This window comes from Clostridium thermopalmarium DSM 5974 (assembly GCF_002995795.1).
In the GTDB taxonomy this organism is placed as follows: domain Bacteria; phylum Bacillota; class Clostridia; order Clostridiales; family Clostridiaceae; genus Clostridium_H; species Clostridium_H thermopalmarium.
This window is the reverse complement of sequence record NZ_PVXN01000009.1, coordinates 14,006-32,008: the sequence shown is the minus strand read 5'-3', so window position 1 is coordinate 32,008 and position 18,003 is coordinate 14,006. Positions and strand designations below refer to the sequence as shown.

The 18,003-nt window shown below is 29.6% G+C and carries 14 protein-coding genes, 1 other RNA gene and 1 pseudogene; 5 read left to right on the top strand and 11 right to left on the bottom strand.

The genetic code is table 11. The annotated features are described in order from the left end of the window. Positions 1-5 precede the first annotated feature (5 nt). From CPAL_RS01930 to CPAL_RS01890, 10 genes and pseudogenes are all read right to left on the bottom strand, one after another. Positions 6-2,918, bottom strand: coding sequence for a DNA topoisomerase IV subunit A (locus tag CPAL_RS01930; RefSeq protein WP_106024002.1), 2,913 nt, complete (start codon positions 2,916-2,918; stop codon positions 6-8). A 33-nt stretch (positions 2,919-2,951) separates the two neighbouring features. Further along, on the bottom strand, positions 2,952-4,907 hold the full coding sequence (locus CPAL_RS01925) for a DNA gyrase/topoisomerase IV subunit B (RefSeq protein ID WP_061857562.1): 1,956 nt from the start codon (positions 4,905-4,907) through the stop codon (positions 2,952-2,954). Between the two features lie 218 nt (positions 4,908-5,125). Continuing rightward, positions 5,126-5,527, bottom strand: coding sequence for a hypothetical protein (locus tag CPAL_RS01920; RefSeq protein WP_061857563.1), 402 nt, complete (start codon positions 5,525-5,527; stop codon positions 5,126-5,128). Positions 5,528-5,640: 113 nt separating this feature from the next. Next, complete coding sequence (locus CPAL_RS01915; protein WP_061857564.1) at positions 5,641-6,582, bottom strand: tetratricopeptide repeat protein; 942 nt, start codon at positions 6,580-6,582, stop codon at positions 5,641-5,643. Between the two features lie 67 nt (positions 6,583-6,649). Further along, on the bottom strand, positions 6,650-7,348 hold the full coding sequence (gene deoD / locus CPAL_RS01910) for a purine-nucleoside phosphorylase (RefSeq protein WP_106024001.1): 699 nt from the start codon (positions 7,346-7,348) through the stop codon (positions 6,650-6,652). Positions 7,349-7,491: 143 nt separating this feature from the next. After that, a pseudogene (locus CPAL_RS14055) lies at positions 7,492-7,634 on the bottom strand (S4 domain-containing protein); the annotation flags it as partial. Between the two features lie 75 nt (positions 7,635-7,709). After that, entirely contained in the window at positions 7,710-8,267 is a 558-nt protein-coding gene (locus tag CPAL_RS01905; protein ID WP_106024000.1) for an NUDIX hydrolase, read from the bottom strand. 170 nt (positions 8,268-8,437) lie between these two features. After that, a non-coding RNA gene (gene ssrS, locus CPAL_RS01900) (6S RNA) lies at positions 8,438-8,621 on the bottom strand. A gap of 99 nt (positions 8,622-8,720) precedes the next feature. After that, the gene (locus CPAL_RS01895; protein WP_061857567.1) at positions 8,721-10,118 is read right to left on the bottom strand and encodes an MATE family efflux transporter; all 1,398 of its coding nucleotides are present in this window, start codon (positions 10,116-10,118) and stop codon (positions 8,721-8,723) included. A 142-nt stretch (positions 10,119-10,260) separates the two neighbouring features. Continuing rightward, a complete protein-coding gene (locus CPAL_RS01890; RefSeq protein WP_061857568.1) occupies positions 10,261-12,351 on the bottom strand; it encodes a helix-turn-helix domain-containing protein in 2,091 nt (696 codons plus the stop codon). 182 nt (positions 12,352-12,533) lie between these two features. Here CPAL_RS01890 and CPAL_RS01885 point away from each other — a divergent pair, with 182 nt between their 5' ends. The 3 genes from CPAL_RS01885 (at position 12,534) to CPAL_RS01880 (ending at position 14,205) form a co-directional block, all read left to right on the top strand. Next, the gene (locus CPAL_RS01885; protein WP_061857569.1) at positions 12,534-13,427 is read left to right on the top strand and encodes a DUF2935 domain-containing protein; all 894 of its coding nucleotides are present in this window, start codon (positions 12,534-12,536) and stop codon (positions 13,425-13,427) included. 110 nt (positions 13,428-13,537) lie between these two features. After that, positions 13,538-13,684 (top strand): hypothetical protein, encoded by a 147-nt coding sequence (locus CPAL_RS13825; protein ID WP_165815359.1) that lies wholly within the window; start codon positions 13,538-13,540, stop codon positions 13,682-13,684. 89 nt (positions 13,685-13,773) lie between these two features. Continuing rightward, positions 13,774-14,205 carry a Dps family protein gene (locus tag CPAL_RS01880; RefSeq protein ID WP_061857570.1) on the top strand — a complete coding sequence of 144 codons (432 nt, stop codon included), beginning with the start codon at positions 13,774-13,776 and terminating at the stop codon, positions 14,203-14,205. A gap of 106 nt (positions 14,206-14,311) precedes the next feature. Here CPAL_RS01880 and CPAL_RS01875 read toward each other — a convergent pair whose 3' ends face one another. Continuing rightward, positions 14,312-15,190 (bottom strand): LysR family transcriptional regulator, encoded by an 879-nt coding sequence (locus tag CPAL_RS01875; RefSeq protein WP_061857571.1) that lies wholly within the window; start codon positions 15,188-15,190, stop codon positions 14,312-14,314. A gap of 131 nt (positions 15,191-15,321) precedes the next feature. Between CPAL_RS01875 and CPAL_RS01870 the strand changes: the two genes are divergently transcribed. Together CPAL_RS01870 and CPAL_RS01865 are read left to right on the top strand one after the other, a co-directional pair. Further along, the gene (locus CPAL_RS01870; protein ID WP_061857572.1) at positions 15,322-16,512 is read left to right on the top strand and encodes a coenzyme F420-0:L-glutamate ligase; all 1,191 of its coding nucleotides are present in this window, start codon (positions 15,322-15,324) and stop codon (positions 16,510-16,512) included. 201 nt (positions 16,513-16,713) lie between these two features. Next, positions 16,714-17,952 carry a DUF4317 domain-containing protein gene (locus CPAL_RS01865; protein ID WP_106023999.1) on the top strand — a complete coding sequence of 413 codons (1,239 nt, stop codon included), beginning with the start codon at positions 16,714-16,716 and terminating at the stop codon, positions 17,950-17,952. Positions 17,953-18,003 lie beyond the last annotated feature (51 nt).

Sequence of the window (18,003 nt, the reverse complement as noted above, 5' to 3'; positions counted from 1 at the left end):
TTTTCTTATTTAACTTCAATAATATAATCATTAATATCTAAATTTATAAGCTTTTTACCTCTTCCTGCCCTATTTTGCAGTTTTATATCCTTGAGCAAAATACTTTCTTGTAAGCTATTTTTAGAAATTAAATAAATACTATCTATAGTTTCACCATCCAAAGCTATTTCATCTTTAATTTGTTTGCTTTCAATAAATTCTCCAAATATAACTTCATCATTTTCTTTCAGACTTATTCCTGTAACACCTGTGGCTACTTTTCCCATATAGCTTATGCTGTCAGCTCCAAATCTAATTCCCATAGCATCTTTTGTTATAAGAAGTATATCTTTAGCTACATTATCCTGACTTAACTTAACATTAATTAATCTATCATTATCAGACTTTAATTTATATCCTTTTATAATGTCATACTCACCTTCAAACTCTTTTAAGGCTGTCCTCTTCACATATCCATATTTGCTAAAGAAATATATACTATCTTGAGAGTTGAAATCTATTATTGAAAAAATACTTATAATCTTTTCTTCTTTAGGGTTAAATTCATCTACTATTTTATTTAATGCAAAGTCATTATCTTGTATGTTCTCTACTATATAAGATGGAATGGAATAAACATTCCCCCTATCTCCAAATATAAGTAATCTACTTAAGGAATTTGAAAAACATCCTATAGATGTTTTATAAGCCCTTCTATTAGATATCTTTATATTACCACCTTTATCTATGTTAACTACAAAACTTTTTATTTCAAACTCATCTACATATTCTATATTTACAACCTTATCTTTTTTAGAAATATTAAATATTTGAGTTCCTAAAATATTTCTATCGCTATTCTCTATTCTTGGCTCCTCTACAGTAAATTCTAATCCCATTTTAGTTTTTACATTTATATATTTCTCAATTCTATTCTTGTCAGCCAGCTGTACGTTTATAAGTTTTTCATTTTCCTTTAGTTTTAAAGCTAATAATTTAGAATAGTTTGTTTCAAACTTATCTAAGGAGCTCTTTTTTATTATTCCTCTATCAGTAAAAAATATAAAATTCTTATCCTTATCTAATTTAGGAACAGCAAAAACTTGGATTATATTTTCATTTTCTAAATCTAAGGTCTTAATTAGCTCATCTAATCTTTCTCCTTTTTCCTTCCACTTCATATCTGGGAGATTGCTGCACCTTAGTTGATATAAGTTTCCCACGTCTGTAAATATCATAAGTATATCTTTCGTGTTTGAAGATATCAAATATTTATTAAAATCTCCTTCTCTATACTCTATATCTTCTTCCTTAGGATTCACCCTTTTATAATATTTATCTGATACCCTTTTTGCATACCCATCGTTAGAAATAGTAATCACAATATCTTCGTCTAAAATAATGTCTTCTACTTCGATTTTTGCTTCCTCATCATTATGTATTATCTGGGTTCTTCTATCATCTCCGTATTTTTCCTTTATTTCAATGAGCTCTTTTTTAACTATCTTAAGTAATTCTTTTTCACTTGCTAATATTTTTTCTAAAGCTTTGATTTGTTTTTGTAAAGTTTTATATTCTTTTTCAAGAACTTTAATCTCAAGACCAGATAGTTTATAAAGCATAAGCTCTACAATAGCTTCAGCTTGAGGTTCTGTAAATCCAAATTTATTTATTATATTTTGTTCTGAATCCTTTTTTGACTTAGAAGCCCTAATAGTCGCTATTATTTCATCTATTATATCTATAGCCCTTATGAATCCTTCTACAATATGAAATCTATTTTTAGCTATTTCTAATTCTCTTTTAGTTCTTCTAGTTATAATATCCTTCTGATGTTTTATATAGTGCTCTAATATCTTCTTTAAACCCAAAGTTTCTGGTTTACCATTAGCTATAGCTACCATGTTAAAACTTATGTTACATTGAAGTTCTGTTTTTTTGAATAAATATTTTAATACCTTCTCTACAACATCCCTATCTGCACTCTTTTTAAATTCTATAACTGCTCTTATTCCATTTCTATCAGACTCATCTCTAATATCTGTTATAGCCTCTAATGCTTTTGAATGTTTTTTATCAGCAGTCATCTCAGATATAGACTGTAATATCTTTGCCTTATTTTTTCTATATGGAAATTCGCTTATAACTATACCGTATCTATCATTTTCAAGTTTTTCTATACTAGTCTTAGCTCTTAAAGTGACCTTCCCTTCTCCTGTTTCATAGGCAGAAAGTAGTGCTTTTTCTCCTATAATTATTCCACCTGTAGGTAAATCAGGTCCTTTTATATAATTCATAATCTCTTTTGTTGTTATATCACTTTTATCTATACATGCTATAGTAGCATCAATGGTTTCTCGTAAGTTATGAGGCGGTATATTAGTTGCAAGACCTACAGCTATACCAAAAGCTCCATTTACAAGAAGGTTAGGAAATCTAGCAGGAAGCACTTTTGGTTCTAGTTCTGTATCAGAATAATTGTTTACCATATCCACTACATTTTTATCTATGTCTTTTAACATTTCCATAGCTGCATTAGTAAGTCTAGCCTCTGTATAACGCATAGCAGCTGCACTGTCTCCATCTATACTTCCCCAGTTACCATGTCCATCAATAAGTGGTACTCTAGTTGTAAAATCTTGTGCCAAAATAACCATAGCATCATATACAGAAGTATCTCCATGAGGATGGTATTTTCCTAATATATCTCCAACAATTCTAGCAGATTTATAATAAGGCTTATCTGGAGTTGCCTTTAGCTTATACGCTCCATATAAAATTCTTCTATGGACAGGCTTTAGTCCATCCCTTACATCAGGAAGAGCTCTTTCCTTTGCAACTTCCACAGCATATGGAAGATAATTATCCGGCATAACTTCTGATAATGGAGCCTTTATTATATTATTATCTACTGGAATTTCTATGTTTTTTTTCGCCATATTAATTCAATCCTTTCCGTAGCCTTAAGTACATTAAAATTCTGCATACTTATACATGTAATTTCTCCTAGGCTCTACCACATCTCCCATAAGTAAAGATATCATTTTTTCTGCTTTTGCAGCGTCATCAATAGTTATTTGCTGCAAAGTTCTAGTTTCAGGATTTAAGGTAGTCTCCCAAAGTTGATCAGGGTTCATCTCCCCAAGTCCCTTATACCTTTGAATTAATGCTCCTTTACCTATTTCCTTTTTAACAGCCTCTAATTCCTCATCACTGTAGGCATATTTTTTTATTTCTCCTTTTTTGCCATTTTTATATACCTTATATAAAGGTGGAAGTGCCATATATAAATGTCCATTTGTTATAAGTTGTCTCATGTACCTATAGATATATGTAATCCATAGGGTACGAATGTGATACCCATCCACATCTGCGTCACTTAAAATTATTATTTTATTATATTTTAGATCTTCTTCCCTATAATTTTCTAAGACTCCTGTACCTATAGCTGCATTAAAAAGTTTTAGTTCTTCACTAGCTAATACATTTTCCAACTTCTGCTTTTCAGTATTCATAATTTTTCCTTTAGAAGGCATAATGGTTTGAAATCTTCTATCTCTTGCCTGCTTTGCACTTCCTCCAGCAGAATCTCCCTCTACCACTATAAATTCACATAATTCTGGTTTTCTCAAAGTGCACACAGCTATTTTCCCTGCTAAAGGAGCTGTTCCTTTACCTATTTTTTTCTTTTCTGCTTCATTTATTTTCTTTATTTTTTCTCTTCTAGCTGCAGCGTACACTGCATTATTTATTATCTGAGTTGCTATCTCCTTGTTATCTTCAATCCATTCACTTATTTTTGCATAACTTATTTCATTCATAACGGTATAAGCTTCATTATTACAAAGCTTAGTCTTGGTTTGGCCTTCAAATATAGGATTGCTTATTTTTACTCTTAAAATAGCAGTCATTCCCTCTCTTAAGTCGTCTCCTTCAAAGCCTTTATCCTTTTCCTTTATAATATTTAGCTTTTTTGCCCAATCCTTGAATGCTCTTGTCATACCTGTCTTAAAACCGGTCTCATGAGTCCCTGCTTCTGTGGTTGGTATATTGTTTACATAACTCGCTACATTTTCTGTAGTAGAATCTGTAAATTGAATACAAACTTCACCATAAACTCTAATATCTCCGATTTGCCTTTCTCCTTCAAATATTATAGGGTTCTTATGTATAGGTATTTTACTTTCATTTAGATACTCAATGAAATCTAAAAGTCCTCTCTCTGAGTGATACTTCTTTTCTATTACCTCTTCTTTTCTCTCATCCCTTAACATTAAAGTTATACCTTTGTTTTGGAATGCTAATTCTTGAAGTCTCTCATCTATAATGTCGAATTTAAAATCTGTAGTGCTAAAAACCTCTTTGCTAGGTTTAAAAGTTACTTTTGTTCCTGTCTTCTCTGTATGTGCTACTATCTCTAAAGGTGTAACTGGAGTTCCGGGCATTTTCTTTTTTAAATCTTTGTCCTCTGCATATTCAAACCTTTGACGATACACATTACCCTTTTGATAAACTTCAACTTCAAGCCATTCTGACAAAGCGTTTACAACAGCAGCACCTACTCCATGAAGTCCTCCAGATGTTTTATAATTACTGTTATTAAACTTACCTCCTGTATGAAGTTCCGTAAATACCATTTCTACTCCAGACTTTTTCTTTATAGGATGTATACCCGTAGGGATACCTCTTCCATCATCTATTACTGTAACACTTTTATCTTTATTTAAAATTACAATCACTTTACTTCCATATCCGTTGGCTACTTCATCTATAGAATTATCTAATATTTCCCATATGCAATGATGTAATCCCTTTGTACCAGTGGAACCTATATACATTCCTGGTCTTACCCTTACTGGCTCTAACTTTTCTAGGGAGGTTAAATCTGTAACATCATAAGAATTATTTTTTTTGTCATTTAACTGCATAATATTCCTCCATATATAGATTTTCATAAGTAATCAAATATAGAAACATATGTTCTTATCAATAGCTATATTATATTGTATCTTTTTTCCTAACTCATTACAAGGAAATTTTGTTTTTTATCTCTCAAATTGATATTATAGAGTTCATTTATACAAACTAACACTTTATTTTATCATTAAATAATGGTATACAATAAATGTATACCATTTCAAATTTCTTATTCTTTATCGCCAACATTTTCATCTTTATGCGTTGCAGGCATTATGCTAGCACATAGCCTTATTATATACCTTAATGATTCCTCATCTACTTCATTTTGAAAATCTAAACGTTCTATTGCTTCTCTAAGTAAAACTAAAGCTTTTTCCTCTTTTATATCATTTGTTTCATCTTTATAAACTGCCTCTACGTAGCTAACTATTTTTGATGCAGTTCTTAGTATTTTCTTTACATTTTCTGGAGTAGCTTCCTCATTAGTTAAAAAGTTTAATACTGTATATGTTATTCCATAATAGTCTTCTTTTAGGCTTATTCCTTTATCTTTAAGCAAATATACAAAATAAGTTAATCCAAGAATTAAAAGAATAACTAAAACGTATTGTATAATTATTTCTGTCATGTCTCAGCCCCCCCTTTAATAAACACTTATCTACTAATGATATATGATAAATGCTTTTAAAAGGGACATGTTATTTTATTATTTTTATTGATAAAAAGTAGACACATATGGCTTTAATATTTATAGGTGTCTACTATTGACTTTATTAACTTTTTATATTCTTCAAGTTTTACTACTTCCTTTAGTTCATCATCTTTTTCTATATATTCTATGAACTTAGGATACAGTCTTATTGCTTCCTGTAAATCTTCTAAAGCCTTTGATAATTCATTAATTTTTACATAACAACAAGCTCTATTATAGTATAAAAATCCCGCATCTAAATTGTTTTTAATTCCTTCACTTATAATACAAATGGCCTTTTTATAATCTCCTTTTTCTATATGAATAACTCCTAAATTTAGATAAGAATAAGGATAATTTGGATTTTCCTCTATAGATGCCTTATAATATTTTATTCCTTCTTCAACTTTTCCCATCTTAACCAGGACAACAGCCTTATTAAAAAGAACCTTATAATGATAAGGATCAATTTTTAAACTCTCTTCAAACATCTCAAGTGCTAATTCATATTTCCCTAATTCTTCGTATATAGCTCCCAGATTATTGTATGCCCAAAAATCCTTATCATTCATTGATATTACTTTTTTATAATTATATATAGCTTTATCTTTATTTCCAATCTCATCATAAGCCCCTGCAAGAAAGAAATAAGCTCTGTTATAATTAGGATTTATTTCAATAGCTTTTTCATAATATTTTATAGCTTTATGAAATTCACGGTTGTTATCATATGTAACAGCCAATCCATAATAAGCCCTTTCATCTTCAGGGTCTACTTCTAGTATTTCCTTGTATTTTTCTCTAGCTAAATCATATTTTTCAAGCTCATCATATATAAGTGCCATGTCTAAAAGCAGTTCAGTATCCTTTTTCCCTTCTTTAGTATTATAAGCCTTATTATAGTATTCTAGAGCTTTGTCTATTTTTCTTTCTCTGTAAAACATCCTACCCAAAACTTTGAAATTTTCTATTTTATATTTTTTGTTAAGCATTGTATCACCACCTTTAAGAAAAAAGAAAAATGCACAGCATTTTTCTTTAGGTACTTTACTTAAATTTTTATGCAAGCTCTAATGCGATTTCTATCATTTTTGTAAAAGTTGTTTGTCTTTCTTGTGCTGATGTTTCTTCTCCTGTCACCAAACTGTCGCTTACTGTTAGTATTGTAAGTGCATTAACTCCGTACTTAGCTGCAAGAGTGTATAAGCCTGCTGCTTCCATTTCTACTCCTAACACTCCATACTGTGCCCATAACTTCCATGCTTCTGAATCATCATTATAGAACAAATCAGTGCTTAGAACATTTCCTACTTTAGGCTCAATTCCTTTATCTTTCGCAATATCATAAGCTCTTCTTAAGAGTTCAAAACTAGCTATAGGGGAAAAATCCATGCCTTTAAAACGCATTTTATTAACTGAAGAGTTAGTTGATGCTCCAGCTGCCAGTATAATATCCCTTATCTTAACATTTCCTTGTATAGAACCACAAGTTCCTATTCTTATTAAATTTTTAACCCCATAACTCTCAATAAGTTCATTAGTATAGATAGATATTGATGGTATACCCATACCTGTACCTTGAACTGAAACCTTCTTTCCTTTATATAAACCTGTATATCCATACATTCCCCGAACTTTATTATAACAAATTGGATTTTCTAAGAAAGTCTCTGCTATGAATTTTGCCCTTAATGGATCTCCTGGCAATAATACTGTTTCTGCTATTTGATTTTCTTTTGCTCCTATATGTACACTCATATAATCCCTCCATAAAAACATTATCTTAATCATAATGTTATACAAAATATTCCATACTAAATTATTATACCTTATTTTAATTATGCACACAAAAAAATATTATTAACTTATAACGATTTGTTTTTCTTTATAAAAAATTGTTAGAAGTTATTCCTAAAAACTTCTATCTTTCTTGAACTTTCCTTTAAAGCAATTTTATCCCCTATCTTAACAGCATAAGAAGGCACATTTGCTTAATGCCATTTACAGTAAAGTCCCCATGATTTACCATTTGCCTTGCTTGACGAAATCTATTCTTTTAATTCTTTATAAATGAGAGTATTTCTCAATAAAGCTTTATTTTCTAAATATAGATTTCTTCTTAACAATCATTCATTTTACATACTATCTTTTCATATACTTTTTTCATGTGCTCTTCATTACACCACTTATTTATCCCATCTATAGGCATCCATTTAACTCCACTATTTTCATCAGCTTTAACTATAAGTTTCTCACTTTCATCTCCTTCAACTAGATAAGCCACTGACAAGTGTAGATGTGATGACACATATTCTCCCCTTTTTACATGGCCTATTACTGGTAATACATCTAATGAAAAAATTTTTTCACTTATAGGCATAAGATTTTTTACACCTGTCTCTTCTTCAACTTCCCTGAGAGCAACAGCTAATAAATCCTTTTCTCCATCTGCATGTCCACCTGTCCAAGACCATGAATTATATATGTTATGATATACCATCAAAGCTTTATCTCTTGTTTTATTTACTACAAATGCAGAACTTGTTATATGGGCTACTTTATTATCCCTAGTTAAAACATTATAAAACTTATTTATGCACTCTAGAATTATCTCCTTGTCTTTTTTTTCTTGCTCATTATAAGGATTATAATTTTTTATTGACTCAATCCAATTCATTTTTCAATCCACCTTTTACCATAAAATTTGTTACTGATATTTCAATTTTCGTCATCTAAGAGTTAAAAATAAACCTCTTAAAATGTTCTCTTTAGATAATTCTTCATTTATATAAAAGCAAAAAGGTTACTAACAAATTTACTTGCTAGCAACCTTAAACATTTTCTCATTATAAATCCGAAATACCGCTGCTCTGATCTTGACACCTATCTCTCCGATAGGTGGGTGTTCTCACAAATGCTTCTTAGTACTTGCCTTAAATTGGTCTTATAGTCCTATCCACATTTAAATATTGAACTCCCTTTTCTATAATGTAGGTTCAAAATAAGAGCTCCACAAATATTCCAGACACTTAATTCACTTAATATCACTTACTTCTTTCGTAAATTATTATATCAAATATTAAGTAAAATGCAATAGAAAACTTTTTAATAAAACAGTTGACAAAACATGCTATGTTATAATTGCTCCTCTTTTTGCGTTTACTTTCTCCTCTACTATATCCTCTACTTGATAGCACTTAATATAGATTAGCGAAATTCCAAAAGATATAATATCAGAAATAGGATATGAAATCCATGCTCCTAATACCCCAAGCTCTAGCCAGTATACCATAATGTAAACTATAGGTATGAAAATTATGATTTGTCTAAATATAGAAAGCAACAGTGATAGTCTTGCCATACCCATAGCTTGATAATAATATATAGCTACATAATATGTTCCTATGAATGGAAATAATAAAATCACTATTCTAAACGCTCTTGCAGTATATTTTATGATTTCAGCATCATTTACAAAAATACCAATCATCTGTTTTGCAAATATCATAGCAGCTGCCCATAGTATTATTGAGCTTATAGTAACAGTTTTAACTGAGAGCTTAACTATCTTCTTAACTCTATCATTGCTTCCAGCTCCAAAGTTATAAGCCGCTATGGGCTGCATAGCAGAACTTATTCCTATTACAGTTATGAATAAAAACATAGAAACCCTAGTTATAAGTCCTAAAGCAACAATAGCACCATCTCCACCAATTTCTAAAAGAATCTTATTTAAAAATACTGCAACCACTGCATCTGATACTTCAACAATAAATGTTGAGAAGCCAACATATATAATCTCCTTATATATATTCTTATCTATTTCTACTTCAAACTTTAAATTCATTTCTTTTTTAATCTTCAAGAACTTCATTAATGTATATACAAAAGCAACTATTTGGGATATAACTGTTGCAATTGCAGCTCCGCCAATCCCAAAATTAAATATTACCACTAATAAATAGTCTATGATAAAATTGAATATTGCACCAATGGATGTGCTAACTAAAATTACCTTGGCTTCTCCAAAAGAAGTTAATATATATGACATTAAAATACTTAGGCCTTGAAATACTACTCCTAGAAGTATAATGTTTATATAAGTTTTAGCATATGGAAATATATTATCACTAGAACCTAGCTTTATAATTACATCATGATTAAAAATTAATATAGTTAATATAAAAAATACCATTATAGCTACAAGAACTATAATTGCATTGGGAACTATCTTCCTAACTTTTGAATAATCATTTTCTCCAAGATTCCTTGATATTGCTGTGGATGTTCCTATAGCAACCAACATAGCCAGAGATGAAAATAGTCTTTGTACCGGAAAAGCTATAGTCAATGCCCCTAGTCCTTTTGCTCCTACAAATTGCCCTACAAATAAGGAGTCTACCATATTATACATTTCAGTTACTAACATAGAAAGTATAACTGGTATTGCAAATTTAAGTAATAATCTGCCTATATTCTCTTTTAAAAATTCTTTATTTTCTCTTGCTGTATTTTTATCGGTCAGCATGATTTTTCACCTCAAAACTTATTCTTCCTATATTTATTATAGGGTTTGTAAAGAGGCTTCGCATTCACAGCTTTGCTGAACAAAAAGTACAAACTTGCCCAATTTAATAAGTTGTAATTTTATAAAATAGCAAAAAAGCACCTTAAAAAAGGTGTTTTTGTACTTTTTGAAGGGTGATTAGCACCGCTCCATACCCTTCTATCTTAGATATTATGTTAGAAATTGGCTTCTTTTTTGCAAAACCTAAAGATATTCTTGGTTGAGAAATGCTGTATAAAACCTTCATCTCTTCATAACTAAGTCTTCTTGGTCTACCCATGGAGATCCAATTATTAAAAGATGAACCTACTTTTTCTCCAATTTCATATAAGGTTATTTTATAGTCGTGCTGCAAATTTCTTAAAGACAGAGAAATTTCTATTTCCTTTACATTCTTTTCTCCTCTTTTCTTAGTTAAATACTCTATATCTATTAGCTCATTTAGGTCTTCACTAAAACTATAGAGAAGAATTTGATAGCTATCCTCATTAGAAGTTACAATATATCCATCGCCTTTTTTTATTAATGTATCTCCTAATTTTGATAAAAAGTAATAAGCATAATAGGAAGCCTTTCTAATGCCATGTAAAGTGATTATCCCTTGAGAACCAAAGAATAGCTCATTATTCATAACTGAATTTTCCTCAACAGTATCATATGCTTTTAAAAATAGCATATCACTTTTTTCATTTATAAAATTATGAATAATAAATGGCACCATATAAGCAGTATCAAAAATAAAATTCACCCTGTTATCATCTTCAAAAGGTTCTTCTATTATATCTTCTAATTCATACTTATTCAGTATATCTTGAATAGGCTTAATATATTCCTTCGGAAGATCCTTTGCAGCTCTAAATTTCCAAGTTCGAACTTCATCGATACCATATAAGTCAGAAAAATATAGTATAAAACTTTCTAGAAGTTTTAGGATCATATCTATTTCATCAAATACCTTATCTAAAATTATTATAGGAATAAGTTGAATGTCCACTAAAAACTCCATAAGCTTTTCTACTTCATTCCAATTGAGAAAATCTACATTTTCATTAAAATAAATTTTCATATCTTTGCGAAATAAATATTGTACTATTCCATACTTAAATCCTATATTTCTTTGAATATTTTCAACGAAGCTCTGCTCTTTATCCTTCAATAGCTCTATAGCATCTCCGAGATTGATAATTTCTTTCCAATAGCCGTTTAGTTTTCCTAAACTCTCTGATACATCAACCTCAATCTTAATTATCTCCTTTTCATAATTAAATCTATCATAATCTTCAAGATAAGGAGCAATGTACTCAATAGCCTCCTCTATATCTATTTCAGTATATTTCTTAGAAGATTCATATTTTTTCTCAGGCAGATAATTTTTCTTTCTATATTGAAGAGGTGTCATTTTATAATACATTTTAAAATACTTATTATAATAACGAGTATGAGAAAAACCTACTTCTTCTGAAATTTCAGATATAGTCTTTTCCGTATCTAATAAAAGCTTTACGGATTCATGAACTCTTGTAGAGTTTAAAAAATCTTTGAAGTTTGTACCTGCCATATTCCTTATTTCATGAGACAGATAGTATGAGCTTAAAAACTCTCTTTTAGCTATATCCTTAAGACTTATTTTTTTCATGTAATTATTATATATAAACTTTGATATCCTATGATATCTCTCAAACTGTATTTCATTCTCTTTTAAGTCTTCTTCATCATATATTAAATAATGAAAGTTATTCAATAGATGAAATAATAATTTAACCATTTGTTTCTCTATTTCTTCATCATAATCTTCTCCTTGCTGAATAGCTTCGCAGGCAAGTATAGCTAAAAATTTTCTAAGGACCTGATACTTTTCTTTTTGCTGTACTCCTTCTCTTGACGAATCTGTATAAAAGTAAATATCTTTAACATCACTATAATATTTTTCAAAGAAATCCAAATCCATTCTAAATAAAAGTATTCTGTTATTCTTCTCTTGAGAATAAATTTTATGAGGTTCATCTGGATTTATTATTTCGATCTCTCTTTCTTTCAGATTATATATTTCAGATTCTATCTGGACAAATACTGTTCCTTTTAAAACAAATATTATTTCAAGGCAATTATGCCAATGAAGTGGATAATGGCTTATTTCCTGTAAACTGATAGTAAGAGGTAAATTTCCTTGGAAAGTTACGTATTCTCTTCTCATAGTTACCTCCTTTAGATGATAAACACACTGTACATTATGATTTATTATAACATATTTTTCTCCACCTAACCTTTTCTCTTATACACCATAATTCACCTTAACTGTAACATATTTTGTGAATTTTAATATTTTATATATTGTGCAATACTTAAATATCAAGCAAATTTTCAAGGAGGAATAGCGTGTTATCAAGAGAAAATTATATAAGACATTCACTTGAGATAAATCTTTTCTTTTTAAGATTAGTAAAAGAACACGTCATTTTAGGAGCAGTTTCTTTACCTCCTAGAGACATCAATATAACCTATCAGCTTATTGGCTTGAAAAACAATGTTGAATTACTCTTAGATAGGGCTGTACAACTATCTCAAGGTGTAATTAGTGACGAAGTATTATCTTCAGATGAACTTGTAACCGACCTTACACTGAATACAGAATGGAAAACTCAACTTTTAACAGGAATTCCTATAAATATGAACATTACAAAAAGAGAGTTAGCATTAAGGTCTAAATATAGAACTAGGGAAAATGCTAACCTCTTCCACGAAGTGTGTACATTAAATCGTAAAGCATTATACTTAATGAATACTGCCATTACATTTAAAGAAAATCTTTTAACTAATATTTTAAATTGCAGGGTTTTTAGCTATATATATCCTTCTATGCTTCACCACATTATTGGAGAAACCAAATTCTTTGCTAAGCTTCTCATAAAATTAGAAAATAGAGAAGATACAGATAGTATAAATAAAACACTATTAACAGGTATTAATTGGAATAGAATAATGAAGGAACACTCACAATTTATTAGAGGATATCTAGATCCTTCAGAAGTTAAACTTTTTGAAACAGCAGATGTCTTTGCAAAGGAATTTGATAAACTAAAGCCTCCAACATCTCCTGAAACAATAGAAAAAGATTTAAATGCTGTTATAAACCTTAAAAATTTTAAAAAACAGGGTACAGAAGGAATACTAGCTTGTAAAATAAAATCTCTTATATCCCCTCTTTTAGCTGATCACGTAACAAGAGAAGCTAATTATTATATAAGACTACTTCAGTCAGTAAATAAATAATCCTCTTAAAAGCTATAACAAAAAATAAATACAACATAAAGACAAAGCCTCCTATTAGAATTAAAAATCTTTTAATGCAAACAATATTATAAAGAAAGGAGGCTTTTTCTATGAAGAAAAAACTTAAATCTAGTACTAATAACGAATGGACATCATTACCTCAACATGGATTAAAAAATTCTAGTGATGAAAAAAAAGAAAAAAAGACTGCTACTAACAATCAATGGACAACTACTGCTAAAAATAGTTTAGAATAAAGATCCCAGGCTTTTTTAGCACATTTTTTATTTAGTCTTGTGGAAATAATATTATTGTTAAATATTTATTTAAACAAAGGAGGATTCGAATGGATTGTAAAAAATTAAACGAATATTTATCTAATTTAGCTGTTTTAAACGCAAAGCTTCATAACTTACATTGGAACGTTAAAGGAATACACTTTATGGAAATCCATCAATTCACAGAGACTTTATATAATGACTTTTTTGAAAAATATGATGAAGTAGCAGAACTTTTAAAAATGAGAGGCGAGAAACCTCTAGTAAAATTATCCGACTATGTTCAAAACGCATCTATAAAAGAATTGGATGAAAATGATTTTTCAAGCGATGAAGTTATTAAAATAATTCAAGAAGATTTAAATACTATGAAGAATTTAGCAACTGACATCAGAAATACGGCAGATAAAGCTGATGACTTTGAAGTTGTATCTATGTTTGAAGGACATATTTCTGGATATAGCAAAAACTTGTGGTTTATTAAATCAATGCTTGCATAATACGATTGAATAGCTATTGCTTATTAAAAGGACTCACTTCAAAAACTTATAAAAGCGAGTCCTTTTTGTAAGCTTCTGTAATTGAGAACAAACCAACACTTCAAAGTTATTTTATACTTTCCACAAACTTCTTAGCAGCACGTGATAATAAAACATTTTTTAAATAGCACACACCAATGCTTCTTTTAGGAATTTCCTCTTCTAATACTACTTTATATAAATCTCCTCTTTCTATGTAATCTTGAGAGAATTCTTCTATAACACAAGAAATACCAAGATTTATTTTTGTAAGTTCTAAAACTAAATCATACGATCCTAATTCAAATACAGGTGAAAAATGAAATCCTTTCTTTTTCAAAAAATTTTCTATAAACATCCGTGAATTTGACTTTTTTTCTAAAAATATTAAAGGCATTTCCATTAAATCTTCTAAACTAATTGGTTTTTCAGTTATTTTTTTATACTTTTTTCCGCAGACAAAAATATCTTGAATGTCTTTACACGGAATAACTTCAAGTTGTTCATCATAAATTGGCAAATTACATACTCCCACATCTGCCTTTCCAGACTTAATAAAATCACATATTTCTGTTGTTGTTCCATTTAGTATATTTAATTTAATTCCAGGGTATGTTAAATGAAATTTCTCTAGATAAGGCAATAAAAAGTATCTTGCAATAGTATCTCCAACTCCAATACGCAATTGTCCCGTCTTTAAGGTTTTAAACTCTAATATTTTATTTTCTCCTACATCAATAATTCCTAAAGCTGAATTTATATGCTCATTCAATATATTTCCCTCATTTGTCAATATCACTCCCTTTGATGTTCGGTAAAATAGCTGGGTCTCTAATTCTTCTTCAAGTTTAGAAATAGCCTGACTTACAGCAGATTGTGTCATATATAGCTCTTGTGCTGCTTTAGAAAAACTTTTATTTTGACTAACTACGTTAAATATACGATATAAATCTAATTTTCCAATCATATAAGCTCTCCTTATATTAAATATTATTAATATTAATTTTACTTATATCATAACTATAAGTTATAGTAAAGTAGGGTTTAAATTTAGAACATACTATAAATAAAATATACCTTATTAAAGGAGAGATAAAATTGGAAAGAGTAGTTGGAACAGTAGTACGCGGACTTCGCGCACCAATTATTAACAAAGGCGATAAAATTGATGAAATAGTAGTTAATACTGTGTTAAATGCATCTAAAATCGAAGGTTTTTCTATTGAAGATCGCGATATTATAACTATAACTGAATCTGTTGTAGCTCGTGCACAAGGAAATTATGCAACTATTGATGATATTGCATCTGATATAAAAGCTAAATTTGGTGATGACACAATTGGTGTTATTTTCCCAATTCTTAGCCGTAACAGATTTGCGATCTGTCTAAGAGGAATTGCAAAAGGAGCAAAGAAGATAGTTTTAATGTTAAGCTATCCATCTGATGAAGTTGGTAATCATCTTGTAGATATTGAGGAACTAGATGCTAAAGGGGTAAATCCATGGACAGATGTTCTAACAGAATCTGAATTCCGTCAACATTTCGGTTATAATAAACATCCTTTCACAGGTGTTGACTATATTGAATATTATAAAAGTTTAATCGAAGCTGAAGGGGTATCTTGTGAAGTTATATTTTCAAACAACACAAAAACAATCTTAGACTACACAAAAAGTGTATTAGTTTGCGATATTCATACACGTTTCCGTACAAAACGCATATTAAAAAATAATGGCGCAGAAAAAGTTTACGGCCTAGATGATATTCTTACATCACCAATTAATGGCAGTGGTTTTAACGAAGCTTATGGTCTCCTTGGATCAAATAAAGCAACTGAGGACAGCATAAAACTTTTCCCAAACAATTGCCAACCAATAGTAAATACTATTCAATCTAAGATCAAAGAATTAACAGGCAAAACAGTGGAAGTAATGATTTATGGAGATGGTGCATTCAAAGATCCAGTGGGCAAAATTTGGGAACTTGCAGATCCAGTGGTATCTCCTGCTTACACTAAAGGACTTAACGGTACACCAAATGAAGTAAAATTAAAATACTTAGCAGATAACAATTTCTCTCATCTTAGTGGAGAAGAGCAAAAAAAAGCTATTTCTGAATATATTAGAAATAAAGAAGAAAACTTAGTTGGTAAGATGGAATCACAAGGTACTACACCTCGTAGACTTACAGACCTTATCGGTTCATTATCCGATTTAACTTCTGGTAGTGGAGATAAAGGTACTCCAATAATCTACATTAAAGGTTATTTCGATAACTATACAAAGTAAATTACATAAATAAGAGGATGTCCTTATAATAGAGACATCCTCTTATTATTTCTGTGACTTACAAGATTGCACCTGCAGTTTATCTCATGCATCTATATCCTAGGAGATAAAAATCTTTAATTAATACAAAAAAAATACTATACTTAAATAATGATATTAATTAATCTATAAATAGACATTACTAGATTGGGGGGTTTAGATATGAGAAAAAAAGATATACTTGAGTTAAAAAGACGTTTAAAAAAAGATCACTGTACCTTCTCTAAAATGTGCGGCTGCTATGTTAATGGAGAAAAGCATATTATTTTAAAGTTTAGAGAAACGTTTTTAAATTTAGAAGAGGAGGAATACTTTAAGTACTTAGAAATCGCTAAAAAGGTTCTATCAGGAACTATTGGAAATAACATTTTAGAACTTAACTTCCCACTTAATGAAGATCTTACAAATGAAAAACAAGTTTCTCTTATGCAACTTAGAAATAGCAAGTTAAAAGATGATGCTATCCTTGATGCTTTTTATGATTTGATTATAGATAATTATGATTACACTGGTAACTTTATAATACTTCTTTTCCACGACGCTTATGACGTTATTACTAAAACTAAGGATAATCTAAAGATAGATGAATCTGAAGAAGTTTATGAATATATATTATGTGCCATATGCCCTGTTTCACTTTCTGAACCAGGTCTTGGATACTTTGAAGAAGAAAATAAAATAAAAGCACGTATTAGAGATTGGGTTGTTGAGGCGCCAACTAATGGATTTGTATTTCCTGCTTTTATTGATCGTAGTGCAGATATTAATTCTATTATGTATTATACAAAAAATGCAAAGAATACACACCCTGAATTAATGCAAAATGTTTTAGGCTGTTATCCAAAACAAACTGCTACTATACAGAAAGAAACATTTCAATCAATTATTAAAGATTCTTTTAGCGCTGATGAAGAAAAAGCTGATAAAATTTTTATGAAAGTGCAAGAAAATCTAAATACTATGGTAGAGGAATATACTGCTACATATGAAGACACATATTGTGAACCTATAACCTTGACAAAAGATCATATACAAAACCTTTTAATAGAAAGCGGAGTTCCTGAAGAAATTACCGCTAAAATTGAAAATTCTTATGTAGAAAACTTTGGAGATGATCTTCCTTTAGCCGAAAACTTAATTGATTCAAAGGCACTTAAGGCAAATGAGCAGCTAAAAAAAGAAGAAAATCTTCAGAAACAGATAGAAATACTTGAAACTAAACTACAGCAAGTTAAACAAGAAAATGATGAAGTTTCTTCCGAATATGACATTGTACTTAAAGTAAAACCTGAAAAAATACCTCAAATAAAATCTGAAATAATTGATGGCAAAAAGTGTATAATAATTCCCATTGATGAGAATGAACAAGCTACCGTTAACGGGTTAGATGATATAGTTTAATATGAAGTTTACTAAAAAACAAACCTTTTGTAGATATTCACTTAGTATTGG